Consider the following 26345-nt stretch of genomic DNA (forward strand, 5'->3'; position numbering starts at 1 on the left):
TTCGTGACATATAAAAACGGGAGCTCATTGGCTCCCGTTTTTGTCTAACCCAGAGGCTGGATTACATGTTCGCGATAATCGCGTCGCCAAACTCGCTACATTTCAGCAGTTTAGCGCCTTCCATCAGACGTTCAAAGTCATAGGTCACGGTCTTAGCGGCGATAGCGCCTTCGGTGCCTTTAACGATCAGGTCTGCGGCTTCGAACCACTGCAGGTGGCGCAGCATCATCTCAGCGGACAGGATAATGGAACCTGGGTTCACTTTGTCCTGGCCGGCATATTTCGGTGCAGTACCGTGAGTCGCTTCGAACAGCGCGCACTCGTCACCGATGTTAGCGCCCGGAGCAATACCGATGCCGCCGACCTGCGCCGCCAGGGCGTCAGAGATGTAGTCGCCGTTCAGGTTCATACAGGCAATAACGTCATACTCGGCCGGACGCAGCAGGATCTGCTGCAGGAAGGCGTCAGCGATAACGTCTTTGATGATGATCTCTTTACCGGTGTTCGGGTTTTTGACCTTCTGCCACGGGCCGCCGTCAATCAGTTCGCCGCCGAATTCTTCGCGAATCAGCTCGTAGCCCCAGTCTTTAAAGGCGCCTTCGGTGAACTTCATGATGTTGCCTTTGTGTACCAGCGTCAGCGAATCACGGTCATTGGTGATGACATATTCGATAGCAGCACGAACCAGGCGTTTGGTGCCTTCTTCGGAGCACGGCTTAATGCCGATGCCGCAATGTTCCGGGAAGCGAATTTTCTTCACGCCCATCTCATCACGCAGGAATTTGATAACTTTCTCGGCTTCAGCGGAGTCAGCTTTCCATTCGATGCCCGCATAGATATCTTCTGAGTTTTCACGGAAGATAACCATATCGGTCAGTTCAGGATGTTTAACCGGGCTCGGTGTACCCTGGTAGTAGCGCACCGGACGCAGGCAGACGTAAAGATCCAGCTCCTGGCGCAGGGCAACGTTCAGAGAACGAATACCGCCGCCAACTGGCGTCGTCAGAGGGCCTTTGATAGCAACACGATAATCACGAATCAGATCAAGAGTTTCGGCAGGCAGCCAGACGTCCTGGCCATAAACCTGGGTCGATTTTTCGCCGGTGTAAACTTCCATCCAGGAAATTTTACGCTCGCCTTTATAGGCTTTCTCAACGGCGGCATCCACCACTTTCAGCATCGCTGGGGTCACGTCAACACCGATACCATCACCCTCGATAAACGGGATAATCGGGTTATTAGGGACGTTCAGCTTGCCATCTTGCAGGGTGATTTTTTGACCTTCCGCCGGAACTACTACTTTGCTTTCCATTAACCTCTCCTTCGAGCGCTTCTGGTTCTGCTCTTCCTTTTCACACTAACCGAGCGTTGGCTTTATCCGCCCACTCCGCTACCGGGTGATCCCGCTAACCGGAGATCCGCGTCCGTGCCGCCTTCTGGTAGCGCGAATCAGTTTGAGCAATATTTTTGTTAAAAAATTGTGATGAGCCTGTCGATACTACCTGAATGTTTGCGTCCATGAAAGGCATTCGTAATTAGGCTATAATGCGGCAATTGACGGGGCCTGAAAATACCATGCAGAAAACTTCATTTAGAAAACATCGCGTTGAGCGATTCAGCTCACAACAAGTCACCAGACAACGCAAAGAACGCCAACCAACCCGCGTGATCTTGTTCAATAAACCCTACGATGTGTTGCCACAGTTTACCGACGAAGCCGGGCGCAGCACGCTAAAAGATTTTATTCCGCAGTCCGATGTCTACGCCGCGGGCCGGCTTGACCGCGATAGCGAAGGGCTGCTGGTGTTAACTAACGACGGCGCGCTCCAGGCGCGGCTCACGCAGCCGGGCAAACGCACCGGTAAAATTTACTACGTTCAGGTTGAAGGCGAGCCGACTTCGGAGGCGCTGGAGGCGCTGCGCAACGGCATTACGCTCAACGACGGCCCCACCCTGCCTGCAGAAATTGAACGGGTCGCGGAACCTGAGTGGCTGTGGCCGCGCACTCCCCCGATCCGTGAACGCAAGGCGATCCCCACCAGCTGGCTGAAAATCACCCTCTATGAAGGCCGCAACCGCCAGGTACGCCGCATGACCGCGCACGTGGGCTATCCTACGCTGCGCCTGATTCGCTACGCTATGGGCGGCTATACTCTCGACGGCCTGAGCAACGGCCAGTGGCGCCAGGTCGAATAATCATCCCAGGAGTGGAATATGTTTAAACCGCACGTCACCGTAGCCTGCATCGTGCACGCTAAAGACAAATTTCTGCTGGTCGAAGAGACCATCAACGGCAAGGCGCTGTGGAACCAGCCGGCCGGTCATCTTGAAGCAGATGAAACCCTGGTGCAGGCGGCCGAGCGCGAGCTGTGGGAGGAGACCGGGATCCGCGCCACTCCGCAGCACTTTATCCGCATGCATCAGTGGATCGCGCCGGACAGCACGCCGTTTTTGCGCTTTCTGTTCGCCATCGAACTTGACGATACGTGCGCTACCGAGCCGCACGATAGCGATATCGACCGCTGCCTGTGGCTCAGCGCCGAGGAAATTCTCAATGCGCCCAACCTGCGCTCGCAGCTGGTAGCGGAAAGTATCCGCAGCTATCAGCACGATCCGCGCCACCCGCTGTCGCTGATCGGGGCCTTTAACTGGCCGTTTTAACACGCAAAACCGGAGCCGGCGCTCCCGGGACGCAGCGGCGCATTTGTCGCGCACGCGCGCTACCCCTGCGGAGATAAGGCCGGTCAGCGCAGCGGCACGCAAACTATGCCCCCTTGAGGGGGTGCCTGAGGCGCGACTGCGTGCTAGAATATGCCGCCTTGAAGTTCAATGTGGTGAGTATTCCAATGTCAGAAAATCCAAAAAAAGTGATCGTCGGCATGTCCGGCGGCGTCGACTCCTCGGTTTCCGCCTGGCTGCTGATCCAGCAAGGCTACAAGGTCGAAGGCCTGTTCATGAAGAACTGGGAAGAAGACGATGGTGAGGAATACTGCACAGCCGCCGCCGACCTCGCCGACGCTCAGGCCGTCTGCGATAAGCTCGGAATTGAGCTTCACACCGTAAACTTTGCCGCCGAATACTGGGACAACGTGTTTGAACTGTTCCTGGCTGAATATAAAGCCGGACGCACGCCGAACCCGGATATTCTGTGCAATAAAGAGATCAAATTTAAAGCCTTCCTCGAGTTCGCGGCGGAAGATCTTGGGGCCGACTATATCGCCACCGGCCACTACGTGCGCCGCGCCGACGTTAACGGTAAAAGCCAGCTGCTGCGCGGGCTCGACGGTAACAAAGACCAGAGCTACTTCCTCTACACCCTCGGCCACGAACAGATTGCCCAGAGCCTGTTCCCGGTGGGCGAACTGGAAAAGCCGCAGGTACGCAAAATCGCCGAAGAGCTGGACCTCATCACCGCGAAGAAAAAAGACTCGACCGGCATCTGCTTTATCGGCGAACGCAAGTTCCGCGAATTCCTTGGCCGCTACCTGCCCGCCCAGCCGGGTAAAATCCTCACAGTGGACGGCGAAGAGATCGGCGAGCATCAGGGGCTGATGTACCATACCCTCGGTCAGCGCAAGGGCCTCGGCATCGGCGGGACCAAAGAGGGCAGCGAAGATCCGTGGTACGTCGTCGATAAAGACGTCGAAAAAAATATTCTGGTGGTCGCTCAGGGTCACGATCACCCGCGCCTGATGTCGGTGGGGCTGATTGCCCAGCAGCTGCACTGGGTCGATCGCGAGCCGGTGAAAGGCACGCTGCGCTGTACGGTGAAAACCCGCTATCGCCAGACCGATATCCCCTGCACCGTCAAGGCGCTGGACGACGACCGCATCGAAGTCATCTTTGATGAGCCGGTTGCGGCGGTAACGCCGGGCCAGTCGGCGGTCTTCTACAGCGGCGAAGTGTGCCTCGGCGGCGGCATTATCGAACAGCGCCTGCCGCTGCAGGCCTGACAGACAGTTTTTACCGCCGATAGCTGAACCGGCTACCGGCGGCTTACAAGGAGTACGTGTGGCGAAGAATTACTATGACATCACGCTGGCGCTGGCTGGCGTTTGCCAGGCAGCCCGTCTGGTTCAGCAGCTGGCGCACCAGGGGCATTGCGATAGCGATGCCCTGCACGTCTCGCTGAACAGCATCATCGACCTCAACCCGGATTCAACGCTGGCGGTGTTCGGTGGCAGTGAAGCCAATCTTCGCCTCGGGCTTGAAACCCTGCTCGGCGTACTCAACACCGGCAGCCGTCAGGGGCTGAACGCCGAACTGACCCGTTACACCTTAAGCATGATGGTGCTTGAACGTAAGCTTGCGGCAGGCAAAGGCGCGATGGATACCCTCGGCAACCGTATCGCCGGCCTGCACCGCCAGCTGGAACATTTCGATCTGCAGTCCGAAACCCTGCTTAGCGCGATGGCGGGCATCTACGTAGACGTTATCAGCCCGCTGGGGCCGCGCATCCAGGTCACCGGTTCTCCCGCCGTGCTGCAAAGCCCGCAGGTGCAGGCGAAAGTTCGCGCCTCGCTGCTGGCCGGCATCCGCGCGGCGGTGCTGTGGAACCAGGTCGGCGGCGGACGTCTGCAGCTCATGTTTTCTCGTAATCGTCTGGTTAACCAGGCAAAACAAATTCTTGCTCATTTAACCCCGGAGTTGTGATCTATGGAATTATCCTCACTGACCGCCGTTTCCCCTGTCGATGGACGCTACGGCGATAAAGTCAGCGCGCTGCGCGGTATCTTCAGCGAATTCGGTTTGCTGAAGTTCCGTGTTCAGGTAGAAGTACGCTGGCTGCAAAAACTAGCCGCGCACGCAGCGATCAAGGAAGTTCCTGCTTTTGCTGCCGACGCAATCGGTTTCCTTGATAAAATCGTCGCCGATTTCAGCGTAGAAGACGCGCAGCGTATCAAAACCATCGAGCGCACCACTAACCACGACGTGAAAGCGGTAGAGTATTTCCTCAAGGAAAAAGTGGCCGACGTTGCCGAGCTGCACGCGGTTTCCGAATTCATTCACTTCGCCTGCACCTCCGAGGACATCAACAACCTGTCCCACGCGCTGATGCTGAAAACCGCCCGTGACGAAGTGGTCCTGCCCTACTGGCGCCAGATGATTGACGCGGTAAAAAACCTCGCAACGCAGTACCGCGACGTGCCGCTCCTCTCCCGTACTCACGGCCAGCCGGCGACGCCGTCCACCATGGGTAAAGAGATGGCTAACGTCGCTTACCGCATGGAGCGTCAGTATCGTCAGCTGAACCAGGTCGAGATCCTCGGCAAAATTAACGGCGCGGTCGGCAACTACAATGCCCATATCGTCGCCTATCCGGAAGTTGACTGGCACCAGTTCAGCGAAGAGTTTGTCACCTCGCTGGGTATTCAGTGGAACCCGTACACCACGCAGATCGAGCCGCACGACTATATTGCCGAGCTGTTCGACTGCATGGCGCGCTTCAACACCATCCTGATCGATTTCGATCGCGACGTGTGGGGCTACATCGCGCTCAACCACTTCAAGCAGAAAACCATCGCCGGAGAAATCGGCTCTTCCACCATGCCGCACAAGGTCAACCCAATTGACTTCGAAAACTCCGAAGGCAACCTCGGCCTGGCTAACGCCATGATGCAGCACCTGGCGAGCAAGCTGCCGGTCTCCCGCTGGCAGCGCGACCTGACCGACTCCACCGTCCTGCGTAACCTCGGGGTGGGTATCGGCTATTCTCTGATCGCCTACCAGTCCACCCTGAAAGGCATCAGCAAGCTGGAGCTCAACGGCGATCGCCTGCTCGATGAGCTGGATCACAACTGGGAAGTGCTGGCCGAGCCGATTCAAACCGTGATGCGCCGCTACGGAATCGAAAAGCCGTACGAAAAGCTGAAAGAGCTGACCCGCGGCAAGCGCGTGGACGCCGAAGGCATGCAGCAGTTCATCGACAGCCTGCCGCTGCCGGAAGATGAAAAAGTGCGCCTCAAGGCCATGACGCCGGCCAACTACATCGGCCGCGCGGCCACTATGGTTGATGAGCTGAAGTAAGCCCCGCTACCCTCTTTCCGCAAGGGAAGAGGGTTTTCCGACCTCGCGCGCCAGCGCCAGAAAAGCGGCCAGCCCGGCAGACGGATTGCGCCTTCCGGGATAGTAAAGACACAGCCCCGGAAACGGCGGCGTCCAGTCCGATAGCAGCCGAACCAGCCGCCCGGCGGCAATATCGTCAATCACGTTTTGCTCAAGAAAAAAACCGATCCCGACGTTTTCAAGGACCGCAGCGCGGGCCAGCGAAGCTTCATCCAGCGTCAGCGGGCCATCGACCTCCGGATGGACCACCTCCCCCTGCTTTTCCAGATGCCAGCGATAGAGAGAGCCGTCGGGCAGCCGCACCCGAATGCACGGATGATTTTGCAGATCCGCAGGCTCGCGCGGCGCCTCGCGGTTCATCAGATAGCCCGGAGATGCGACCACCGCATAGCGCTGCGGCTGCCCGAGGGAGAGCGCGATCATGTCATTGGGGATCAAATGCGCGACGCGAACGCCGATATCAAACCCCTCGGCGACGATATCAATCAGCCGACCTTCCGTCACCAGATCAACGTGCATCTCCGGATAGCGCCGCAGGAACTCCAGCACCAGCGGCGTCAGAATCGCGCGCCCGGCAAACGGCGGCGCGTTTATCCGCAGCACGCCCGAAGGGGTCTTCCGCCGCGAACGAACCTCTTCAAGCGCGTCGTGAACGCCCTGCAGCGAGGGGCCCATTCGCGCAATAAACAGCTGCCCGGCGTCGGTCAACGCCACGCTGCGCGAGGTCCGATTAAATAACCGCACGCCGAGGCTGGCCTCAAATTTGGCGACGGCATGGCTCAGCGCGGTGGTTGACACCCCGAGCTCAATGGCCGCCGCCCGAAACGTTCCGCGGCGGGCAATCGCCATAACAGCATCTAAATCCGTAAGCGCAATACGCGACATTATCCCGATTCCTTCATTGTGGCATCCCGGTTGGGCCCAATTGTTTAAATTATAAAGAGTTCTTACAGTAAGCAGGTCATTTAATTACCGGAGTTTATCGATGGATATGCCAGCAGCTGTACAGGTTTTTTTCACCGCCGACGATGCGGATTCTATTGCCGAAGCCTTCACCGCTGACGCCGTCGTCCGCGATGAAGGTCATACCTACCGCGGACGTCAGGCCATTCGGGCATGGCGGGTCGCGGCCAGAGAGCAATACCAGTTCGTTGCCGAACCCTTTGAAGCGCTGAGCCGTGACGATACCGTTACGGTGCGCGCTAAGGTGAGCGGTAATTTCCCCGGCAGCCCGGTGGTGCTCGATTACCGCTTCCAGCTGACGGATGCGCGCATCGCCCGTCTGGAGATTAAATAATGGCTGATTTTCTGACCTTCAGCGGCAAAAACGTCCTGATCACCTCCGGCACCAAAGGCGCGGGCGCGGCCACCGTCGCGCTGTTCAGCCAGCTCGGCGCGCGGGTGCTAACCTGCGCCCGCCATCCGCCCGCCGACCCCGCCGAGGCGCTTTTTGTCACCGCCGATCTGAGCGAGGAAGCGGGCTGCGCCCTGCTGGCAAAGCGCGTACAGGAGCAGCTGGGGGGTGTTGATATTATCGTGCATATGCTTGGGGGCTCTTCCGCGCCGGCGGGCGGGTTTGCCGCGCTGGACGACGCGCAGTGGCAGCGGGAGCTGGCGCTTAATCTGTTTCCGGCGGTGCGCCTGGATCGGCTGCTGCTGCCGGCGATGGTCGAAAGGAAGTCCGGGGTGATCATCCACGTCTCGTCCATTCAGCGGACGCTGCCGCTGCCGGAAGCAACCACCGCCTACGCCGCTGCCAAAGCCGCGCTATCGGTGTACAGCAAAAGCCTGTCCAAAGAGGTCTCGCCGGCAGGCGTGCGCGTGCTTAGCGTATCCCCCGGCTGGATTGAAACTGAAGCCGCCGTCGGCCTGGCCAACCGGCTGGCGGCGCAGGCGGGTACCGACTATGCCGGCGGACAAAAGATCATTATGGACGCCCTCGGCGGCATTCCGCTCGGCCGGCCGTGTCGGCCAGATGAGATAGCCAGTCTGATCGCCTTTCTGGCCTCCGACCGCGCCAGCGCCATAACCGGCGCCGAGTACGTTATTGACGGCGGCACCATCCCAACCGTATAAGCGCGCGCGGGGAATGGATTTTATTTGCCAGACGCCACGCGGCGGGTCGCAAACCAGAAAATGAGCGCCAGCAGGCTGACGGCGGCCCCCAGCATGCACACTCCTTGCCATCCGGCGACGGCGTAAACCGCCGTCGTACCGGCGGCCCCCAGGCCGCTGCCAACCGCATAAAACAGCATATAGAGACCCACCAGCCGGCCGTGGGCTTCGGGTCGGGTACGAAAAATCATACTCTGGTTAGTCACATGCAGCGCCTGGCCCCCCAGATCCAGCAGCACGATCCCGATAAGCAGCGCTACCGGCGACCACGCCATCAGCGATAGCGGCCACCAGGCGAGCAGCAGGATCACCAGCGCCGCGGCGCTGGTACGCTGCCCGTAGCCCCTGTCGGCCCACTTTCCGGCATGCCCGGCGGCCAGCGCCCCGATAACCCCCGCCAGCCCCAAAGCGCCGATCGCGGTATGGGAAAAGCCGTAGGGCGGCGCGCTCAGCGGCAGCACCAGCGCGGACCAGAAAATATTGAAGGCGGCGAACATCAGCAGCGCCAGCACGCCGCGAACCTGCAGTATTTTCTCCTGACGCAGCAGAGTCAGCATCGATGCCAGCAGCTGGGGATAGCTCAGCGTACTCTTTGCCGCCGCCAGCGCCGGCAGCCGTCGCCAAAGCGGAAGGGCAATACCCAGCATCAGCAGCGCGGCGAACAGATAAACCCCGCGCCAGCCGAAGAGATCGCTAATGCCGCCGGAGAATACCCGAGCCAGCAGCAGCCCGATAAATACGCCGCTCTGCGCGGCTCCGACCACCCGCCCCTGCTCGTGCGGCCTGGCCGCGCTGGCGGCATAGGCGATCAGGCCCTGCGTCATCGCGGTGCCCAGCAGGCCCACCGCCAGCATGCTGCCCAGCAGCATAAGCGCAGAAGATGCCGCGCTGACCGCAATCAGCGCGGCGATTAGCAGGATCAGCTGCGCGCCCATCAGCCGCCGGCGATTTAGCCGATCGCCAAGCGGCACCAGCAGAAGCAGAGCCAGCGCGCAGCCAATCTGGGTCGCCGTTACCACGCCTCCGACGGCGGCGTCGCTGATCGCAAACTCCCGCGCCAGGGCATCGAGCAGCGGCTGGGCGTAATAGACGTTTGCTACGCTCAGGCCGCTGGCGATAGCGAACAGCCATACCAGGCCGGTGGGCATAGCCGCCGCCGGGTCGGTGGGTGCCAGGGATGCAATAGATGCCTTCATGATTCTCTGCCTCAGCAATCTGGTTTCAAAATAAAACCATTTGAAGGCTAGAACATGTAGTTTTAAAATGCAACCAGATTACATGACGCCGAGGAGCGCGCATCGTGCCGCGTAAAATGATGAAAAACGAAACCTGTCCCGTCGCCCGCAGCGTGGATATTATCGGCGATCGCTGGTCGCTGCTGATCGTGCGCGACGCCTTTGATGGCATGAGTCGGTTTAGCGACTTTCAGCGCAGCCTGGGAATGGCGCGCAATATTCTCTCTGACCGCCTGCATAAGCTGGTTGATGCCGGTATTCTCAGGACCCAGGCCGCCTCGGATGGCACCGCGTATCAGGAGTACGTCCTGACCGCAAAAGGAGAAAGCCTGTTTCCCCTGGTGGTCGCGCTGCGTCAGTGGGGAGAGCACTATCTTTTCGCCAGCGGCGAGCCTCATTCCGTCCTGATCGATAAGCGCACGCGGCAGGCGGTTCCGCCAATGGCGCCGGCTGCCGAAGACGGCACCCCGCTGGCGCCTTCGGCGACCGAAGTCCGCAAAGTGCAGTCGGACGGATAACGGCCGGCGCCGCGCGTTTCAATATTCCGCCAGCTTATCAATGACCTGGTACAAAAATGGCGGCTCAGCGGGAAAACTCGCGAAAAATCAATTGAAATTCGTTATTTAACAGCCGTTTATATTCAACGTGTATAATTAGCGCTAAACTATTCAAATCAAATAATGAATATGGAGAACCGGCATGCGCGTACTCGTGGTTGAAGATAACGCTTTACTGCGCCATCACCTGAAAGTTCAGCTCCAGGAGTTAGGCCACCAGGTCGATGCGGCGGAAGATGCAAAAGAAGCCGATTACTATCTCGGCGAACACGTGCCGGATATCGCGATTGTCGACCTCGGCCTGCCGGATGAAGACGGCCTGTCGCTGATCCGCCGCTGGCGCAGCCACGAGGTGTCGGTGCCGGTACTGGTGCTCACCGCCCGCGAAGGCTGGCAGGATAAGGTCGAGGTGCTGAGCGCCGGGGCGGACGACTACGTCACCAAACCCTTCCATATCGAAGAGGTCGCCGCCCGCATGCAGGCCCTGCTGCGCCGCAACAGCGGCCTGGCGTCACAGGTTATTTCCCTGCCGCCTTTCCAGGTCGACCTGTCGCGGCGCGAGCTGTCGGTCAACGAGCAGCCGATTAAGCTGACGGCGTTTGAGTACACCATTATGGAAACGCTGATCCGCAACCGCGGCAAAGTGGTCAGCAAAGATTCGCTGATGCTGCAGCTCTATCCTGACGCCGAGCTGCGCGAAAGCCACACCATCGACGTGCTGATGGGCCGTCTGCGCAAAAAAATCCAGGCCCAGCATCCGCACGACGTGATTACCACGGTGCGCGGCCAGGGCTATTTATTTGAACTGCGCGGATGAAAGGTCCGCTACGGCATATTTTGCCGCTTTCCCTGCGCGTCCGCTTTCTGCTGGCGACGGCTGCCGTGGTGCTGGTGCTCTCGCTGGCCTACGGCATGGTCGCGCTGGTCGGCTATAGCGTCAGCTTCGACAAAACCACCTTCCGCCTGCTGCGCGGCGAAAGTAATTTGTTCTATATGCTGGCGAAGTGGGAGAACAACCGTATTGACGTTGATATCCCCGAAAACCTCAATATGCAGAGCCCGACGGTCACGCTGATCTACGACGCCAGCGGCAAGCTGCTGTGGACCCAGCACGACGTACCTTGGCTGACAAAACGCATTCAGCCGGAATGGCTGAAAAGCAACGGCTTTCACGAAATTGAATCCGACGTCGACAGCACCAGCATGCTGCTGCGCAATAACCACGAAGTGCAGGAGGAGCTGGACGCATTGCGCCAGCAGGACGATGGTTCCGAGATGACCCACTCGGTGGCCATCAATATCTATCCGGCAACCGACAAGATGCCGCAGCTGAGCATCGTGGTGGTCGACACCATCCCGGTGGAGCTCAAACGCTCCTATATGGTGTGGAGCTGGTTTATCTACGTGCTGGTCGCCAACCTGCTGCTGGTGATTCCGCTGCTGTGGGTCGCCGCATGGTGGAGCCTGCGGCCCATCGAATCGCTGGCGAAAGAGGTCCGCGAGCTGGAAGAGCACCATCGCGAAATGCTCAACCCGAATACCACCCGGGAGCTGACGCGGCTGGTCAGCAACCTGAACCGCCTGCTGAAAAGCGAGCGCGAGCGCTACGATAAATACCGCACGACGCTGACCGATCTGACCCACAGCCTGAAAACGCCGCTGGCGGTCATGCAAAGCACCCTGCGCTCGCTGCGTAGCGAAAAGATTGACGTCAACGCGGCGGAGCCGGTGATGCTGGAACAGATCAGCCGCATCTCGCAGCAGATTGGCTACTACCTGCATCGCGCCAGCATGCGCAGCGGCGGAACCCTGCTCAGCCGCGAGCTGCATCCCATTGCCCCGCTGCTCGATAGCCTCACCTCAGCGCTGAATAAGGTCTATCAGCGCAAAGGGGTCAACATCACCCTCGATATCTCTCCCGAAATTAGCTTTGTCGGCGAACAGAACGACTTTATGGAGGTGATGGGCAACGTGCTGGATAACGCCTGTAAATACTGCCTGGAGTTTGTTGAAGTCTCCGTCCGCCAGGCGAACGATAACTACCTGCATATTCTGGTCGAAGACGACGGCCCGGGGATCCCGCACAGCCAGCGGAGCGTGGTGTTCGATCGCGGACAGCGCGCCGATACGCTGCGTCCCGGCCAGGGCGTAGGCCTCGCCGTCGCCCGCGATATTGTCGAGCAGTATGACGGCGATATTCTTACCGGCGACAGCCTGCTCGGCGGCGCCTGTATGGAGGTGGTTTTCGGCCGCCAGCTGCCCGACGAGACCGAAGGCTAACCGCCTTTCTCTCCCAGTGACGCCTGCGTCCCGCGGGCGTCGCGGATCTCTGTGACCCGACGAACAAACGCTGCCAACAAAGAGGCAGTTTGAGGGATGGCGTGTATAATCCCAAACAGACACCTGCTGTGGAATATAAAAATGGATTATCAATTAACGCTTAACTGGCCTGACTTTATCGAACGCTACTGGCAAAAACGCCCGGTGGTATTAAAGCGGGGCTTTGCCAATTTCGTCGATCCCATTAGCCCGGATGAGCTGGCCGGGCTGGCGATGGAAAACGAAGTCGATAGCCGCCTGGTCAGCCATCAGGACGGAAAATGGCAGGTCAGCCACGGCCCGTTCGAAAGCTACGATCACCTGAGCGAGAACAACTGGTCGCTGCTGGTGCAGGCGGTCAACAACTGGCACGAGCCGACTGCGGCGCTGATGCACCCCTTCCGCGCCCTGCCGGACTGGCGCATCGACGATCTGATGATCTCCTTCTCCGTTCCCGGCGGCGGCGTAGGCCCGCATCTCGATCAGTACGACGTGTTTATTATTCAGGGAACCGGCCGCCGCCGCTGGCGCGTGGGCGACAAGGTGCCGATGAAACAGCACTGCCCGCATCCGGATCTGCTGCAGGTTGACCCGTTCGAAGCGATTATCGATGAAGAGATGGAGCCCGGCGATATCCTCTATATTCCGCCAGGATTCCCGCACGAAGGCTATTCGCTGGAAAACTCGCTTAACTATTCCGTGGGCTACCGCGCGCCGAACGCCCGCGAGCTGTTCAGCGGTTTCGCCGACTATATCCTGCAGCGCGAGCTCGGCAGCCAGCGCTATGCCGATCCCGACGTGCCGTCGCGCGACCATCCGGCGGATATTTTACCGGTCGAGCTGGATCGCCTGCGCGATATGATGCTGGGCCTGATTAATCAGCCAGAGCATTTCAAACAGTGGTTTGGCGAGTTTATTACCCAGTCCCGTCACGAGCTGGACGTGGCCCCTGCGGAGCCGCCCTATCAGCCGGATGAAATTTACGACGCGCTGCAGCAGGGCGATAAGCTGGTGAGGCTCGGTGGGCTGCGCGTGGTGCGCATTGACGGCGAAGTGTTCGTCAACGGCGAGCAGATTAACTCTCCGCATCGTCCGGCGCTGGACGCGCTGGCTAAGCACCTGGCGCTCAACGCGGCGCACTTCGGCGATGCGCTGGAAGATCCGTCCTTCCTCGCGATGCTGGCGGCGCTGGTCAACAGCGGCTACTGGTTCTTCGAAGACTAAGGCACCATTCCCCGGCCTGCGGCGCCCAGCGCCCTGGCCGGACTACGGGCTCCCTGCGCGTTGCCGGTAGCCCGGTTCAGCAAGGCGCTATCGCGCGCCCCGCTTCGCCGTCAGCTCGGCTATCCGCACGATAACCTGTACCGCCTTCTCCATCCCTTCCAGCGTCACAAACTCATGCTTGCCGTGGTAGTTGTAGCCGCCGGTAAACAGGTTCGGGCAGGGTAATCCCATAAAAGAGAGCTGCGCCCCGTCGGTGCCGCCGCGAATGGGCTTCATTTCCGGTTCGATGTGGCAATCGACCATCGCCTGGCGGGCGATCTCCACGACATGCGGATGCGCCATCACTTTTTCATGCATATTGTAGTAGCTGTCTTCAATCACCAGCTCGATATAGCAGTCCGGATGCAGCCCTTTGCCGACCTTTTTGGCGATCTCCATCATCCTGCGCTTGCGGGCTTCAAACTGCTTGCGGTCAAAATCGCGAATAATGTAGTGCATCTCGGCGCGATCGACGGTGCCTTTGATATTCGACAGATGGTAAAAGCCTTCATAGCCTTCGGTGGTTTCCGGCGCCTCATCGGCCGGGACTTCGGCATGAATTCTTGCCGCCAGCGACAGGGCGTTGACCATCACGCCTTTGGCGGTGCCGGGGTGAACGTTATTGCCGACGATCTTAATGGTCACCGAGGCGGCATTGAAGTTTTCAAACTCCAGCTCGCCCACGCCGCCGCCGTCAACGGTGTAGGCCCAGCGCGCGTCGAAGGCGGCAACGTCGAAGTGCTTCGCCCCTTTCCCCACCTCTTCGTCCGGAGTAAACGCCACGCGGATATCACCGTGGGCAATATTTTTTGCCTTCAGCGTAGCCAGCGCGGTCATGATCTCGGCAATACCTGCCTTATCGTCCGCGCCGAGCAGCGTTTTACCATCGGTGGTAATCAGCGTTTGCCCCAGCAGCTGATGCAGCACCGGGAACATCACCGGCGAGAGCACCTCGTCGCCGATGCCGAGCGCAATATCGCCGCCGCGGTAGTTTTCTACTATTTGCGGGTTGACGTGCTTACCGCTGAAGTCAGGAGCCGTATCGACGTGGGAGATAAAGCCAATGGGGGGAATATCACCCGCCACGTTCGCTGCCAGGGTCCCCATTACCGTCCCTTTCTCACTTAGCGTCACGTTAACCAGCCCCATTTCTTCCAGCTGTGCCTGCAGCAGGCGCAACAACTTCCACTGCCCTTCCGTGCTCGGAACCTGGCGCACGCCAGCCTTCGACTGCGTATCTAAAGAAACGTACTGTAAAAAACGCTCAAGCAATTTATCCATGTGGCCACCCTCATCTTTTGTGACAACATTATTCATAAGCCAGAAAAGACAAATATTGCGTCAGGTCATTTTTAGCCCGGCAAACAGGAATTTAATACATTAACTCGCGTAATGTTGTAAAGGTAAGGTATCTGCAGGCGACAAGGATTGGCGATCGGTAGCGTTTGCCGTAGAATGCTTGCCCTTATTAATTATGTGCAGCCCCAAAGGTGGTTAACCACAAACCCCGCATCGGTAAGCCTTCCGCTGCGTCTACATGGGACAGAGTCAAAAATTGAATATACAACCGCGTTCACGTTCGCCGCTGGTTCAACTGGCGGGAATTGGCAAAAGCTTTGATGGCAAAACGGTGATCTCCGACCTGAATCTGACCATCAATAACGGTGAGTTTCTCACTCTGCTTGGCCCTTCTGGCTGCGGTAAAACAACCGTTCTCCGTCTTATTGCCGGGCTGGAAAATGTCGATAGCGGACACATTCATCTCGAAGACCACGACATCACTCACGTTCCGGCGGAAAACCGCCACGTCAATACCGTCTTTCAAAGCTACGCCCTGTTCCCGCATATGACGGTGTTCGAAAACGTCGCCTTCGGCCTGCGGATGCAAAAAACGCCGGCGGCGCAGATAGCGCCTCGCGTCGTCGATGCCCTGCGCATGGTGCAGCTGGAAGAGTTTGCCCAGCGCAAACCGCACCAGCTCTCCGGCGGCCAGCAGCAGCGCGTGGCCATTGCCAGAGCGGTGGTCAACAAGCCGCGCCTGCTGCTGCTCGATGAATCCCTCTCCGCGCTGGATTATAAGCTACGTAAGCAGATGCAGAACGAGCTGAAAGCGCTCCAGCGCAAGCTCGGCATTACCTTCGTCTTCGTCACCCACGATCAGGAAGAGGCGCTGACGATGTCCGATCGCATCGTGGTGATGCGCGACGGCAAAATTGAGCAGGACGGCACCCCGCGCGAAATTTACGAAGAGCCGAAGAACCTGTTCGTTGCCAGCTTTATCGGCGAGATCAATATCTTTAACGCGACGGTGATTGAGCGCCTCGACGAGCAGCGCGTCCGCGCCCGCGTTGAAGGGCGCGAATGCAATATCTACGTTAATTTTGCCGTTGAGAAGGGGCAGTCGCTGAACGTCATGCTGCGCCCTGAGGACCTGCGCGTCGATGAGGTCCACGACGCCAGCGAAGCCGATGGCCTGATCGGTTACATCCGTGAACGCAATTACAAAGGCATGACCCTGGAATCGGTGGTCGAACTGGAAAACGGCAAAATGGTGCTGGTCAGCGAATTCTTCAACGAGGACGATCCTGATTTTGACCACCCGCTTGACCAGAAAATGGCCATTAACTGGGTAGAGAGCTGGGAGGTTGTACTGGCTGATGAAGAACACCAGTAAATTCCAAAATGTGGTGATTGCCACCATCGTCGGCTGGCTGGTGCTGTTTGTTTTCCTGCCCAACCTGATGATTATCGGCACCAGCTTTTTGACCCGCGACGACGCTAACTTCGTCAAAATGGTCTTTACGCTGGATAACTATGCGCGCCTGCTGGACCCGCTCTACTACGCCGTGCTGCTGCACTCGCTGAATATGGCGCTGCTGGCGACGCTCGCCTGCCTGCTGCTCGGCTACCCCTTTGCCTGGTTTCTGGCCAGGCTGCCGGAGAAGGTCCGTCCGCTGCTGCTGTTTCTGCTGATCGTCCCGTTCTGGACCAACTCGCTGATCCGTATCTACGGGCTGAAAATCTTCCTCAGCACCAAAGGCTACCTCAACGAGTTTCTGCTGTGGCTGGGGGTCATTGAAACGCCTCTGCGCATCATGTACACCCCGTCGGCGGTGATTATCGGCCTGGTCTACATTCTGCTGCCGTTTATGGTGATGCCGCTCTACTCCAGCATTGAGAAGCTGGATCGCCCGCTGCTGGAAGCGGCGAAAGACCTCGGCGCCAGCCGGCTGCAAACCTTTATCCGCATTATTATTCCGCTGACCATGCCGGGGATTATCGCCGGCTGCCTGCTGGTGATGCTGCCGGCGATGGGGCTGTTCTACGTCTCCGACCTGATGGGCGGCGCGAAGAACCTGCTGATCGGCAACGTCATTAAGAGCCAGTTCCTCAATATTCGCGACTGGCCGTTTGGCGCGGCCACCAGCATTACGTTAACCCTCGTGATGGGCCTGATGCTGCTGATTTACTGGCGCGCGGCAAGACTGCTCAACAATAAGGTGGATCTGGAATGACCGGTCGACTGCTGCGCGGCGGCTTTATGGCCGCCATTTACGCGTATCTCTACATTCCCATTATTATTCTGATCGTTAACTCGTTTAACAGTTCGCGTTTTGGCATTAGCTGGCAGGGGTTTACCACCAGCTGGTATAGCCTGCTGATGAACAACGACAGCCTGCTGCAGGCCGCGCAGCATTCGCTCACTATGGCGGTGCTGTCGGCGACCTTTGCCACCCTGATCGGTTCGCTGACCGCCGTCGCGCTGTACCGCTACCGCTTTCGCGGTAAGCCGTTCGTCAGCGGAATGCTGTTTGTGGTGATGATGTCGCCGGACATTGTGATGGCGATTTCTCTGCTGGTGCTGTTTATGCTGATTGGCATCCAGCTGGGCTTCTGGTCGCTGCTGTTCTCGCATATTACCTTCTGCCTGCCCTTCGTGGTGGTCACGGTATTTTCGCGGCTCAAGGGTTTCGACGTGCGGATGCTGGAAGCCGCGAAGGATCTCGGCGCCAGCGAGTTAACCATTTTGCGTAAGATTATCCTGCCGCTGGCGCTGCCCGCGGTGGCGGCGGGATGGCTGCTGAGCTTTACGCTGTCGATGGATGACGTCGTGGTGTCATCGTTCGTCACCGGACCGGGCTACGAAATATTGCCGCTGAAGATCTACTCGATGGTCAAGGTGGGCGTGTCGCCGGAAGTGAACGCGCTGGCAACCATCCTGTTGATTCTGTCGCTGGTGATGGTTATCGCCAGCCAGCTCATTGCCCGCGACGGCACCAAAAGCTCGCCCAAACGGGCCTGATAACTGCAGCCGGTTCGGGCCCTCGTCCCGGGCCGGCAACTACCACAGCCTGTGGAACAGGCTTAAACCAGGGGACGTTAAATGAAAAAATGGTCACGCCACCTGCTCGCGGCGGGTGCTCTGGCAGTCGGGATGAGCGCCGTGCACGCGGACGATAGCAAAACGCTCTATTTCTATAACTGGACCGAATACGTACCGCCGGGCCTGCTGGAACAGTTCACCAAAGAGACCGGGATCAAGGTTATCTATTCGACCTACGAATCGAATGAAACCATGTACGCCAAGCTCAAAACCTACAAAGACGGCGCCTACGACCTGGTGGTGCCGTCGACCTACTTCGTCGATAAGATGCGCAAAGAGGGCATGCTGCAGAAGATCGATAAGAGCAAGCTGACTAATTTCAGCAACCTCGATCCGCAGATGCTGAATAAGCCGTTCGACCCGAACAACGACTACTCCATTCCGTACATCTGGGGCGCAACGGCTATTGGCGTCAACAGCGAGGCCATCGACCCTAAAACCGTGACCAGCTGGGCCGACCTGTGGAAGCCTGAGTACAAAAGCAGCCTGCTGTTGACCGACGATGCCCGGGAAGTGTTCCAGATTGCGCTGCGTAAGCTGGGCTATTCCGGCAACACCACCGATCCCAAAGAGATTGCCGCCGCGTATAGCGAGTTGAAAAAGCTGATGCCAAACGTCGCGGCGTTCAACTCGGATAACCCGGCGAACCCCTATATAGAAGGTGAAGTGAATCTCGGTATGGTATGGAACGGTTCGGCGTTCGTCGCTCGCCAGGCCGGGACGCCGCTGGAGGTGGTGTGGCCGAAAGAAGGCGGGATCTTCTGGATGGATAGCCTGTCGATTCCGTCCAACGCCAAAAACGTCGACGGCGCGCTGAAGCTGATTAACTTCCTGCTGCGTCCGGAAGTAGCCAAACAGGTTGCCGAAACCATCGGCTATCCGACGCCGAACCTCGCCGCGCGCCGGATGCTCAGCCCGAGCGTTGCCAACGATAAATCGCTCTACCCGGACGCGGAAACCATCCAGCAGGGCGAATGGCAGAACGATGTCGGCAGCGCCAGCACCCTGTACGAAGAGTATTATCAAAAGCTCAAGGCCGGTCGTTAATCCCGCCGGGATCGCGCCCCTCGCCCATCAGTATCTGGCCGAATTCGGCCCGCAGCTGATTCTTCAAAACCTTGCCGGTGGCGCTCACCGGCAGGGTGTCAATGAAAACGACGCGGTCCGGTACCTGCCATTTCGGCACCCGCTGCTGGTACCACGCCAGCAGCGCCTGCTCCTCGATTTCAGCCCCTTCCGCCCTGACGCACAGCAGCACCGGACGCTCATCCCAGCGCGGATGCCGGGCGGCAATCGCCGCCGCGCTGCGAATGGCCGGGTGGGCAAGCGCAATATTTTCCAGCTCGACCGTTGAGATCCACTCCCCGCCGGACTTGATGATATCCTTAGCCCGATCCTGAATGATCAGATAGCCATTCTCATCGACGGTGCCGATATCGCCGGTATCAAACCAGCCGTCGTCGGTGAGCGCCGTTTCGCTGCGGCCAAAGTAGTTCGCCACCACCCAGTGACCGCGTACCTGCAGATACCCCTGGCTTTCACCATCGCTGGGCAGCGGCTCTCCGTCGACGTCCACCACCCGCAGATCGATCCCGAAGATGGTCCTTCCCTGCCCCTCGGCCACCCGCTGTCGCTGCTCCTCCGCCAGCGCCTGATGTTTAGCCAGCGGCGTATTGATGGTGCCGATGGGCGACGTTTCGGTCATCCCCCAGGCGTGGATCAGCTCGATACCGTAGTCGCGACGAAACGCCTCCGCCATCGAAGGAGGCAGCGCTGAACCGCCGACGAATGAGCGTTTAAAGCAGGGCAAGCGGATGTCCGATTTTCGCAGCGCCGCCAGCAGTCCGGCCCAAATCACCGGCACGCCAAAGGCCACGCTGACCCGCTCGGCGCTCAGCAGCCGCAGCAGGCTCTCGCCGTCCAGATGCGGCCCTGGCAGCACCAGCCGCGCCCCGGCCATCGCGGCGATAAAGGGCGTGCCCCAGGCGTTGACGTGAAACATCGGCACCACCGGCAGCAGGGAGTCGCGGGCCGAGATACCGGCGGCATCGGGCTGATTGCCGCTCAGCGCGTGCAGCACCAGCGAACGATGGGTATTGAGCACTCCTTTGGGTTTCCCGGTGGTGCCCGAGGTGTAGCACAGCGACGCGGGCGTGGTTTCGCTCAGCGCCGGCCAGTCGTAGCCGGGATCCCCGCAGGCCAGCAGCTCATCGTAAAACAGCAGCGAATCGAGCTCGCTGAGGGCGCCTTCGCTGCGGGCTTCCATCAGGACAAAGTAGCGAACGGTCGGCAGATGGGGCCGCAGCTGGCGCAGCAGCGGCAGGAAGGTGGCGTCAAAAAACAGCACCTGGTCCGCGGCGTCGTTGATGATAAAAGTCAGGTGCTCAATCGACAGTCGCGGATTGAGGGTATGGGTAACCCGGCCTGCCGATCCGATGGCAAAATAGATCTCCAGATGGCGGCGATTATTCCACGCCAGGGTTGCGCAGCGGGCGCCGGCGGGAATGCCCAGCCGTTCGACGGCGGATGCCAGACGGCGCGCGTTATCCGCCACCGCTCCCCAGCTGCTGTATTCCGTCTCCCCGCTCGTGCTCACGGAGACTATTTCGCTATCGGCATGATAGCGCGCCGCGTGGTTAATTAACGTTCCGGTGGTTAAATCCTGATACATCATCGATGGGTGCATGGCAGGTTCTCCGCGGCGTCGGCGCGCTTTTCGGGCAAAAAAAAGCGCCGGTACGGGCGCCTTATGGGATATGCAAATTTTCCGGGTTCTTTTTCGCGGCCACAGATCAGGCGCGCACGGGATGCGCCCGCGATTTAATCAACGCATCTTCCACGTCAAAATCGCTCAGCGGGTAGTTTGTCGCCACCATATAGAAGCGGCCGTCCTGCGCCGGATATTCATGGACGTTGTAATTCACCATGCGCGGCTGGGAGCCTGAGGCCTCTTCGGCAGGGGAACGGGCATGTTTCGCCAGCGGGTATTTCGAACGAACGGCAAGACGGTGGGTTTTAACCCCGCTGTAGACTTCGCCGTGATGTTCATCGCCGAGGATCAGGTAGTCAAAATACTCCGGGTGCACGCTAACACTCCCTTTCCGTTACAAGAATGTAGGAAGATGTCATAAAAAAGCATGCAATACCGCTTTCCCTGTCACATCATCGCATCAATTCCACAACTTCAGACGAAAATGCCGGGAGCGCCGACGGCAATACGCCGCAGAGCGCGGCCCGGTCACGCCCTCCGGCCCTGAAATGCGCACCCGCAGCGGCCTGCCGGTGCGCCGATCGATCAGAGATCTTTTAACAGCTGGTCGATAAACTCCGGCACCACCTGGCTTGCCAGGCCATAGCGTTTTTCGGCAAACTCGCTGCCCACCTGGCTCGGCTCCAGGTTGAGCTCAACCGTATGCGCCCCCTGCAGGCGGGCCTCGTGAACGAAACCCGCCGCCGGATAGACGTGCCCGGAAGTACCGATGGCAATGAAAACATCGGCATCCGTCAGCGCGCTATAAATGTCGTCCATCCCCAGCGGCATCTCGCCAAACCAGACCACGTGCGGGCGCAGCGGCGCCGGGAACTGACAGCAGTGGCACTTGTCGTCCACGGTAACGTCCCCGGTCCACTCCAGCACCTGCCCGCTCCACGCGCAGCGCACCTTCAGCAGCTCGCCGTGCATATGGATCACCCGGCGGTTGCCGGCGCGCTCGTGCAGGTTGTCGATGTTCTGCGTCACCAGCAGAAAGCGATCGCCCAGCGCCTCTTCCAGCCGCGCCAGCGCCAGATGCGCCGCGTTAGGTGCGATATCCGGCCCCTGCAGCTGACGACGGCGGGCATTATAAAATGCCTGCACCAGCGCCGGGTCGCGGGCAAAGCCTTCCGGCGTCGCCACGTCTTCCACCCGATGTTCTTCCCACAGGCCGTCGGCCGCGCGGAAGGTTTTAATCCCCGACTCAGCCGAAATGCCTGCGCCGGTCAGCACCACTATCCTGGGTTTATCCATCGTTTCCGGAGCCACCTTATCCTCTTTAAAGAAAATTCGCTGACGCAGGCGCTCGCGCAAGCGACGTTTATTGCGGCGAAAACGGCTCAATCGATGTAAGCGGCGCGACAACATAGCTACCTCTGTGATTAATCAGTCAAATGAAGGAAGGCCGCACCGCGCATTCCTCCCGCATCGCCGTGGCGCGCCCGCTCAATCCGAGGCACCCGGGCAACGGGAAGTAAATGACGCGGCAGGCGCTGCGCCAGCCCTTCGCTTATTGCAGTAAAGTTAGACAATCCTCCGCCAACTACCAGCAGATCCGGATCGACGATGGTTAAAATATTACCCAGACACACCGCCAGCAGGTCAAGATAACGCTCGACGTGGGCGCGCGCTTTTTCATCGCCCTGCTGCCACAGCGCGACAATTTCTGGTGAGGTGAGGGATTGTTGGTAAAAGTGTTCGTACAGCCAGGCAAAGCCGCGGCCGGAAAGATAGTTTTCGATGCAGCCCAGCTGGCCGCAGCCGCAGCGGGTCAGCGGAAAATCGCGCCCGACCACCTCCAGCGCATCCACCGGCAGGCGGATATGGCCAAATTCGCCGGTGATATAGCTATGTCCGGTAATCGATTTGCCGTTAAGGATCAGGCCACCGCCTACGCCGGTGCCGAGGATCAGCCCCATCACCAGCGGATAGCGGGTAAACTCATCGTCCCAGGCCTCCGAGAGCGCAAAACAGTTGGCGTCGTTATCCAGACGCACTTCACGCCCCAGCCGGGCGCTGAGGTCGGCGCGTAGCGGTTTACCGCTGGCGGCAGGCACGTTGGCGGCGTACAGCGTGCCGTCCGCGGTTTCCGGCATTCCCGGGATACCTATCCCTACCGAACCCTGGCAATCAAAGCGGGCGTCCGCCTCAAGCACCAGCGCTTCTACCGCCTGGAGAAAATCCTCATAACTCGCTTGCGGAGTGGCGACGCGCTTTTCCCACTGCAGCCGTCGCTCCTTGTTAAATACGCCTAACGCAATCTTGCTGCCGCCAATGTCAAATCCGTAATACATTTCAGCAATTCCTCTTTCTAACCCTGCGCTTCAGCTTGCAAAATGAAGCGCATTAACGGGTCATGACGATAAATTACTGGCCACTCAGCACCCTCGCCGGGTCAATGCGGCTGGCGCGGCGGGCGGGATACCAGCTGGCCAGCAAACTCAGCAACAGTGCCGTCACCAGCACATAAATGACGTCCAGCCAGTGCAGTTCAGACGGCAGGAAGTCAATAAAATAAATGTCGCCGGACAGGAATTTATGCCCAATCAGATATTCGAGGCCGTTAATAATCGACGTCAGCTTCAGCGCGCAAACCACGCCAATGGCGACCCCAATCAGGCTTCCGACCGAGCCGGCAAGTAAACCATACCATACGAAAATAGCGCGGATCAGGCCGTCTTTCGCACCGAGCGTGCGCAGCACCGCAATATCGCTGCTTTTATCTTTCACCGCCATCACCAGGGTGGATACGATGTTAAAGCAGGCGACCCCGATAACCAGCACCATTGCCAGATACATAATGGCGCGGATCATCTGAATATCACGATACATATAGCCGTAGGTGCCGATCCAGCTCTTGATATAGACGTAGCTGTTGGTGACTTCACCGGCGTCGCGCACCAGGGTGTTGGCGTGGAAGACATCGGTGACTTTAATCGCGATCCCGGTGACGCTGCTGCCCATATCCAGATACTGCTGAGCATCCGGCATCGGGATCATGGCGAAGCTGTGATCGAGCTGGCCGCTCAGCTGCAGGATCCCGGTCACGTGCAGCCTGACGCGTTTCGGCTGCAGCAGCTGGTGATCGGCGTCGGAGTTGGGGATCATTATCGACACCCAGTCGCCCTGCTTGACGTGCAGCGCATCGGCGACGCCCTTGCCTAAAATAACCTGCTGCTCGCCGGGCTTAAAGCCGGCCCAGGCGTTATTCTGCACGAAGGTCGGCAGCGAGCTCAGGCGGCTCTCCTGCTGAGGATCGACGCCCTTCACCTGAATGGCGCGCATGTTGCTGCCGCTCTCCACCAGCCCGGTAAAGTTGATATAGGGGGCCGCCGCAACAACGCCCTTGACCTTCTCAACCTTCGCCAGCGCGTCGTTCCAGTTGCTCCAGGGCTGCTTAACCGGCTCGATTTCCCCGTGGGGAACCACCGCCAGAATGCGGTTATTGAGCTCGCGCTCAAAGCCGTTCATGGCGCTCAGGCCGACGATCAGCACCGCCACTCCCAGCGCAATGCCGACGGTCGAAATCACCGAAATAAGCGATACCATGCCGCCGCGTCGGCGGCCGCGGCTAAAGCGCAGGGCAATCAACAGGGATAACGGAGAGGCCATTACTCGGCCCCCATCAGGGTCAGTTCCGCGTTCAGGTGGCCATCACGCATCTCCAGCTGACGGTTCATCCGTTTCGCCAGCTGCAGATCGTGAGTCACCACCAGGAAAGCGGTACGTTGCGCGATATTGAGCTCGCCCAGCAGCTGGAAAATGCTGTCGGCATTGCGGGCGTCAAGGTTGCCGGTCGGCTCATCCGCCAGCACCAGCCGCGGCTTGTTGACCAGCGCGCGGGCAATCGCCACGCGCTGGCGTTCGCCGCCGGAAAGCTCGGACGGACGATGGCTGCTGCGGTGTTCAAGGCCGACCGCGCGCAGCATCTCTTTGGCCTGACGTTCGATATCGGCAGCCTTCTGCTTGCCGATCAGCAGCGGCATCGCTACGTTTTCCAGGGCGGTAAAATCCGGCAGCAGGTGGTGGAACTGATAGATAAAGCCCAGCTCGCGGTTGCGCAGGTCGGCGCGGGCCGCAGCGGAGAGCTGGCTCATCGGCTGGCCGGAGAAAATAACGTCGCCTGAGGTCGGCGTATCGAGGCCGCCGAGCAGATGCAGAAGCGTACTTTTACCGGAACCCGAGGTGCCGACAATCGCCATCATCTCGCCCTCCTCGATGCTGAAGCTGACATCGTGCAGCACGTCAGTTTGCACGTTGCCTTCCTGATAGCGTTTGCACAGGTTGTCGCATTGCAGCAGGATCTTATTCATAACGTAAAGCCTCAGCGGGTTGGGTGGCGGCAGCGCGCCAGGAAGGATACAACGTAGATAACAATGCCAGCACCATCGCCACCAGCGCAATTATCGCCACCTGCAGCGGTTCAATGGCGACCGGCAGCGCGGCGCCGTCAAGAAACGCGCCGATAATCGGCATCAAATTGTTCAGCTGACTGGCGAGCAGCACGCCGAGCAGCGCGCCGAGCAGCGCGCCGACAATGCCGGCGCTGGCGCCCTGCACCATAAAGACCAGCATAATCTGCCGCGGCGTCAGGCCGAGGGTTTGCAGAATCGCCACCTCGCCCTGTTTTTCCATCACCATCATCCCGAGCGAGGTGATGATATTAAAGGCGGCCACCGCCACAATCAGGCTCAGCAGCAGGCCCATCATATTTTTTTCCATCCGCACGGCCTGGAACAGCTCGCCTTTGCGCTCGCGCCAGTCCTGCCACTTCGTCCCTGCGGGCAAGGTTTGCTGGCTGAGCGTATCCACCTGCAGCGGCTGATTGAGCCACAGGCGCCAGCCGGTAATATTCCCCAGCGGGTAGCGCATCAGGCGCGATGCGTCGTCGATATTGGTCAGCATCTGGTAGCCGTCGACTTCGCTACTGGCGGCGAAGGTACCGATGACGTTAAACAGGCGCTGGCTCGGCACCCGGCCCATCGGCGTAAACTGGCTGGCGGAAGGCACCATCACGCGGATCTGGTCGCCGCGATTAACTCCGAGCTGGCCGGCCAGCTGCTCGCCGAGAATAACGTTATATTTCCCGGCCTGCAGATCGCTCTGCTTGACGTTAACGAGGTACGGCGTCAGCGGATCTTTTTGCGCCGGATCGATGCCAAGCATCACCCCAACCGCGACGCTGCGCGCGCTTTGCAGCACCACGTCGCCGGTGGTCAACGGCGCGATTCGGCTGACGCCCTGTAACTTCACGGCGCTTTCCGGCAGCGTTTGCGGATTGATTGAGCCCTGCTGGGCGCTAAGAATGGCCTGCGGCATCAGCCCCAGGATGTTGTTCTGCAGCTCGCGTTCAAAGCCATTCATCACCGACAGGACGGTCACCAGCGCCATCACGCCGAGCGTAATGCCGATGGTTGAGAGCCAGGAGACGAAACGACCGAAGCGGTCAGCTGCGCGCCCGCGCATGTAGCGAAGGCCGATAAAGAGTGCGGCAGGTTGGTACATGTATTCCATCTGGTTGCTGATAGCCGATGCACGAGTATATATGTCATAGCACAACGCGTAAATCACTGAAACGGTAAGTTTTTGTCGCCAGATGGGGGAAAAACAAAGATAAATCAACCGGATATTTGATATGTCAGTTCTTATCTATC

The 26345-nt window shown here is 59.1% G+C and carries 26 protein-coding genes; 15 read left to right on the plus strand and 11 right to left on the minus strand.

Annotated features, from left to right (window positions below):
- Window positions 1–61: 61 nt before the first annotated feature.
- Window positions 62–1312: an NADP-dependent isocitrate dehydrogenase gene (gene icd / locus NWP14_RS07250; RefSeq protein WP_095096514.1), complete on the minus strand. Its 1251-nt coding sequence runs from the start codon at window positions 1310–1312 to the stop codon at window positions 62–64.
- A 233-nt stretch (window positions 1313–1545) separates the two neighbouring features.
- Here icd and rluE point away from each other — a divergent pair, with 233 nt between their 5' ends.
- The 5 genes from rluE (at window position 1546) to purB (ending at window position 6027) form a co-directional block, all read left to right on the plus strand.
- Entirely contained in the window at window positions 1546–2196 is a 651-nt protein-coding gene (rluE, locus tag NWP14_RS07255; protein ID WP_331835509.1) for a 23S rRNA pseudouridine(2457) synthase RluE, read from the plus strand.
- 18 nt (window positions 2197–2214) lie between these two features.
- Complete coding sequence (locus NWP14_RS07260; RefSeq protein WP_375215059.1) at window positions 2215–2661, plus strand: NUDIX hydrolase; 447 nt, start codon at window positions 2215–2217, stop codon at window positions 2659–2661.
- A 185-nt stretch (window positions 2662–2846) separates the two neighbouring features.
- The gene (gene mnmA / locus NWP14_RS07265) at window positions 2847–3953 is read left to right on the plus strand and encodes a tRNA 2-thiouridine(34) synthase MnmA (protein ID WP_143350133.1); all 1107 of its coding nucleotides are present in this window, start codon (window positions 2847–2849) and stop codon (window positions 3951–3953) included.
- A gap of 58 nt (window positions 3954–4011) precedes the next feature.
- Window positions 4012–4653, plus strand: coding sequence for a high frequency lysogenization protein HflD (hflD, locus tag NWP14_RS07270; protein ID WP_041145013.1), 642 nt, complete (start codon window positions 4012–4014; stop codon window positions 4651–4653).
- 3 nt (window positions 4654–4656) lie between these two features.
- Window positions 4657–6027, plus strand: a complete 1371-nt coding sequence (gene purB / locus NWP14_RS07275) for an adenylosuccinate lyase (protein ID WP_346431701.1) — start codon at window positions 4657–4659, stop codon at window positions 6025–6027.
- A 6-nt stretch (window positions 6028–6033) separates the two neighbouring features.
- Here the strand turns inward: purB and NWP14_RS07280 are convergent, their stop codons facing one another.
- The gene (locus NWP14_RS07280; protein ID WP_375215060.1) at window positions 6034–6951 is read right to left on the minus strand and encodes a LysR family transcriptional regulator; all 918 of its coding nucleotides are present in this window, start codon (window positions 6949–6951) and stop codon (window positions 6034–6036) included.
- A 100-nt stretch (window positions 6952–7051) separates the two neighbouring features.
- On the opposite strand from NWP14_RS07280, the gene NWP14_RS07285 reads away from it, so the two are divergent.
- Both NWP14_RS07285 and NWP14_RS07290 read left to right on the plus strand, forming a co-directional pair.
- Window positions 7052–7363, plus strand: a complete 312-nt coding sequence (locus NWP14_RS07285; protein WP_095096497.1) for a nuclear transport factor 2 family protein — start codon at window positions 7052–7054, stop codon at window positions 7361–7363.
- Window positions 7363–8142: an SDR family oxidoreductase gene (locus NWP14_RS07290; RefSeq protein WP_375215061.1), complete on the plus strand. Its 780-nt coding sequence runs from the start codon at window positions 7363–7365 to the stop codon at window positions 8140–8142. The genes NWP14_RS07285 and NWP14_RS07290 overlap by 1 nt, the downstream gene beginning before the upstream one ends.
- Window positions 8143–8162: 20 nt before the next feature.
- Here the strand turns inward: NWP14_RS07290 and NWP14_RS07295 are convergent, their stop codons facing one another.
- Window positions 8163–9377: an MFS transporter gene (locus NWP14_RS07295; RefSeq protein WP_375215062.1), complete on the minus strand. Its 1215-nt coding sequence runs from the start codon at window positions 9375–9377 to the stop codon at window positions 8163–8165.
- Between the two features lie 116 nt (window positions 9378–9493).
- On the opposite strand from NWP14_RS07295, the gene NWP14_RS07300 reads away from it, so the two are divergent.
- The 4 genes from NWP14_RS07300 to NWP14_RS07315 all read left to right on the plus strand — a co-directional run bounded on the left by NWP14_RS07300 (window position 9494) and on the right by NWP14_RS07315 (window position 13516).
- Entirely contained in the window at window positions 9494–9934 is a 441-nt protein-coding gene (locus NWP14_RS07300; RefSeq protein WP_375215108.1) for a winged helix-turn-helix transcriptional regulator, read from the plus strand.
- A gap of 181 nt (window positions 9935–10115) precedes the next feature.
- Window positions 10116–10790 carry a two-component system response regulator PhoP gene (phoP, locus tag NWP14_RS07305; RefSeq protein ID WP_041145006.1) on the plus strand — a complete coding sequence of 225 codons (675 nt, stop codon included), beginning with the start codon at window positions 10116–10118 and terminating at the stop codon, window positions 10788–10790.
- A complete protein-coding gene (gene phoQ / locus NWP14_RS07310) occupies window positions 10787–12253 on the plus strand; it encodes a two-component system sensor histidine kinase PhoQ (RefSeq protein WP_331835512.1) in 1467 nt (488 codons plus the stop codon). Before phoP ends, phoQ begins: the two co-directional genes overlap by 4 nt.
- Window positions 12254–12394: 141 nt before the next feature.
- A complete protein-coding gene (locus tag NWP14_RS07315; protein WP_375215063.1) occupies window positions 12395–13516 on the plus strand; it encodes a JmjC domain-containing protein in 1122 nt (373 codons plus the stop codon).
- An 87-nt stretch (window positions 13517–13603) separates the two neighbouring features.
- Here NWP14_RS07315 and pepT read toward each other — a convergent pair whose 3' ends face one another.
- Entirely contained in the window at window positions 13604–14836 is a 1233-nt protein-coding gene (gene pepT / locus NWP14_RS07320; protein WP_095096482.1) for a peptidase T, read from the minus strand.
- Window positions 14837–15092: 256 nt separating this feature from the next.
- On the opposite strand from pepT, the gene potA reads away from it, so the two are divergent.
- The 4 genes from potA (at window position 15093) to potD (ending at window position 18986) form a co-directional block, all read left to right on the plus strand.
- Entirely contained in the window at window positions 15093–16229 is a 1137-nt protein-coding gene (gene potA / locus NWP14_RS07325; RefSeq protein WP_095096479.1) for a spermidine/putrescine ABC transporter ATP-binding protein PotA, read from the plus strand.
- A complete protein-coding gene (gene potB, locus NWP14_RS07330; RefSeq protein ID WP_095096476.1) occupies window positions 16213–17070 on the plus strand; it encodes a spermidine/putrescine ABC transporter permease PotB in 858 nt (285 codons plus the stop codon). The genes potA and potB overlap by 17 nt, the downstream gene beginning before the upstream one ends.
- The gene (gene potC, locus NWP14_RS07335) at window positions 17067–17858 is read left to right on the plus strand and encodes a spermidine/putrescine ABC transporter permease PotC (RefSeq protein ID WP_346431706.1); all 792 of its coding nucleotides are present in this window, start codon (window positions 17067–17069) and stop codon (window positions 17856–17858) included. The genes potB and potC overlap by 4 nt, the downstream gene beginning before the upstream one ends.
- A gap of 81 nt (window positions 17859–17939) precedes the next feature.
- Window positions 17940–18986, plus strand: coding sequence for a spermidine/putrescine ABC transporter substrate-binding protein PotD (gene potD / locus NWP14_RS07340; protein WP_375215064.1), 1047 nt, complete (start codon window positions 17940–17942; stop codon window positions 18984–18986).
- Here potD and NWP14_RS07345 read toward each other — a convergent pair.
- From NWP14_RS07345 to lolC, 7 genes are all read right to left on the minus strand, one after another.
- The gene (locus tag NWP14_RS07345) at window positions 18970–20625 is read right to left on the minus strand and encodes a long-chain fatty acid--CoA ligase (protein WP_375215065.1); all 1656 of its coding nucleotides are present in this window, start codon (window positions 20623–20625) and stop codon (window positions 18970–18972) included. The two genes, potD and NWP14_RS07345, sit on opposite strands and share 17 nt — an antisense overlap.
- A 106-nt stretch (window positions 20626–20731) precedes the next feature.
- Window positions 20732–21025, minus strand: coding sequence for a hypothetical protein (locus NWP14_RS07350; RefSeq protein WP_346431709.1), 294 nt, complete (start codon window positions 21023–21025; stop codon window positions 20732–20734).
- A 209-nt stretch (window positions 21026–21234) separates the two neighbouring features.
- Window positions 21235–22059, minus strand: coding sequence for a Sir2 family NAD+-dependent deacetylase (gene cobB / locus NWP14_RS07355; RefSeq protein ID WP_331835517.1), 825 nt, complete (start codon window positions 22057–22059; stop codon window positions 21235–21237).
- Window positions 22060–22073: 14 nt separating this feature from the next.
- Entirely contained in the window at window positions 22074–22985 is a 912-nt protein-coding gene (nagK, locus tag NWP14_RS07360; RefSeq protein ID WP_331835518.1) for an N-acetylglucosamine kinase, read from the minus strand.
- A 73-nt stretch (window positions 22986–23058) separates the two neighbouring features.
- Complete coding sequence (lolE, locus tag NWP14_RS07365; protein WP_095096460.1) at window positions 23059–24303, minus strand: lipoprotein-releasing ABC transporter permease subunit LolE; 1245 nt, start codon at window positions 24301–24303, stop codon at window positions 23059–23061.
- Window positions 24303–25004, minus strand: a complete 702-nt coding sequence (gene lolD, locus NWP14_RS07370) for a lipoprotein-releasing ABC transporter ATP-binding protein LolD (RefSeq protein ID WP_041144989.1) — start codon at window positions 25002–25004, stop codon at window positions 24303–24305. Before lolD ends, lolE begins: the two co-directional genes overlap by 1 nt.
- Window positions 24997–26196, minus strand: coding sequence for a lipoprotein-releasing ABC transporter permease subunit LolC (gene lolC / locus NWP14_RS07375; protein WP_095098063.1), 1200 nt, complete (start codon window positions 26194–26196; stop codon window positions 24997–24999). The genes lolD and lolC overlap by 8 nt, the downstream gene beginning before the upstream one ends.
- Between the last annotated feature and the right edge of the window lie 149 nt (window positions 26197–26345).

The sequence above is a fragment of the Klebsiella sp. C349492 genome (assembly GCF_042055345.1).
Lineage (GTDB): Bacteria > Pseudomonadota > Gammaproteobacteria > Enterobacterales > Enterobacteriaceae > Klebsiella > Klebsiella scottii.

What these genes read in the sequence shown, in the direction of transcription:
- potC (WP_346431706.1), top strand. Translation starts at nt 17,067, where the DNA reads ATGACCGGTCGACTGCTGCGCGGCGGCTTTATGGCCGCCATTTACGCG.
- cobB (WP_331835517.1), bottom strand. Translation starts at nt 22,059, where the DNA reads ATGTTGTCGCGCCGCTTACATCGATTGAGCCGTTTTCGCCGCAATAAA.
- phoP (WP_041145006.1), top strand. Translation starts at nt 10,116, where the DNA reads ATGCGCGTACTCGTGGTTGAAGATAACGCTTTACTGCGCCATCACCTG.
- pepT (WP_095096482.1), bottom strand. Translation starts at nt 14,836, where the DNA reads ATGGATAAATTGCTTGAGCGTTTTTTACAGTACGTTTCTTTAGATACG.
- NWP14_RS07280 (WP_375215060.1), bottom strand. Translation starts at nt 6,951, where the DNA reads ATGTCGCGTATTGCGCTTACGGATTTAGATGCTGTTATGGCGATTGCC.
- NWP14_RS07290 (WP_375215061.1), top strand. Translation starts at nt 7,363, where the DNA reads ATGGCTGATTTTCTGACCTTCAGCGGCAAAAACGTCCTGATCACCTCC.
- purB (WP_346431701.1), top strand. Translation starts at nt 4,657, where the DNA reads ATGGAATTATCCTCACTGACCGCCGTTTCCCCTGTCGATGGACGCTAC.
- icd (WP_095096514.1), bottom strand. Translation starts at nt 1,312, where the DNA reads ATGGAAAGCAAAGTAGTAGTTCCGGCGGAAGGTCAAAAAATCACCCTG.
- lolE (WP_095096460.1), bottom strand. Translation starts at nt 24,303, where the DNA reads ATGGCCTCTCCGTTATCCCTGTTGATTGCCCTGCGCTTTAGCCGCGGC.
- lolC (WP_095098063.1), bottom strand. Translation starts at nt 26,196, where the DNA reads ATGTACCAACCTGCCGCACTCTTTATCGGCCTTCGCTACATGCGCGGG.
- mnmA (WP_143350133.1), top strand. Translation starts at nt 2,847, where the DNA reads ATGTCAGAAAATCCAAAAAAAGTGATCGTCGGCATGTCCGGCGGCGTC.
- lolD (WP_041144989.1), bottom strand. Translation starts at nt 25,004, where the DNA reads ATGAATAAGATCCTGCTGCAATGCGACAACCTGTGCAAACGCTATCAG.
- potD (WP_375215064.1), top strand. Translation starts at nt 17,940, where the DNA reads ATGAAAAAATGGTCACGCCACCTGCTCGCGGCGGGTGCTCTGGCAGTC.
- phoQ (WP_331835512.1), top strand. Translation starts at nt 10,787, where the DNA reads ATGAAAGGTCCGCTACGGCATATTTTGCCGCTTTCCCTGCGCGTCCGC.
- NWP14_RS07285 (WP_095096497.1), top strand. Translation starts at nt 7,052, where the DNA reads ATGGATATGCCAGCAGCTGTACAGGTTTTTTTCACCGCCGACGATGCG.
- NWP14_RS07260 (WP_375215059.1), top strand. Translation starts at nt 2,215, where the DNA reads ATGTTTAAACCGCACGTCACCGTAGCCTGCATCGTGCACGCTAAAGAC.
- potB (WP_095096476.1), top strand. Translation starts at nt 16,213, where the DNA reads ATGAAGAACACCAGTAAATTCCAAAATGTGGTGATTGCCACCATCGTC.
- potA (WP_095096479.1), top strand. Translation starts at nt 15,093, where the DNA reads ATGGGACAGAGTCAAAAATTGAATATACAACCGCGTTCACGTTCGCCG.
- NWP14_RS07295 (WP_375215062.1), bottom strand. Translation starts at nt 9,377, where the DNA reads ATGAAGGCATCTATTGCATCCCTGGCACCCACCGACCCGGCGGCGGCT.
- NWP14_RS07300 (WP_375215108.1), top strand. Translation starts at nt 9,494, where the DNA reads ATGATGAAAAACGAAACCTGTCCCGTCGCCCGCAGCGTGGATATTATC.
- nagK (WP_331835518.1), bottom strand. Translation starts at nt 22,985, where the DNA reads ATGTATTACGGATTTGACATTGGCGGCAGCAAGATTGCGTTAGGCGTA.
- NWP14_RS07315 (WP_375215063.1), top strand. Translation starts at nt 12,395, where the DNA reads ATGGATTATCAATTAACGCTTAACTGGCCTGACTTTATCGAACGCTAC.
- NWP14_RS07345 (WP_375215065.1), bottom strand. Translation starts at nt 20,625, where the DNA reads ATGCACCCATCGATGATGTATCAGGATTTAACCACCGGAACGTTAATT.
- rluE (WP_331835509.1), top strand. Translation starts at nt 1,546, where the DNA reads ATGCGGCAATTGACGGGGCCTGAAAATACCATGCAGAAAACTTCATTT.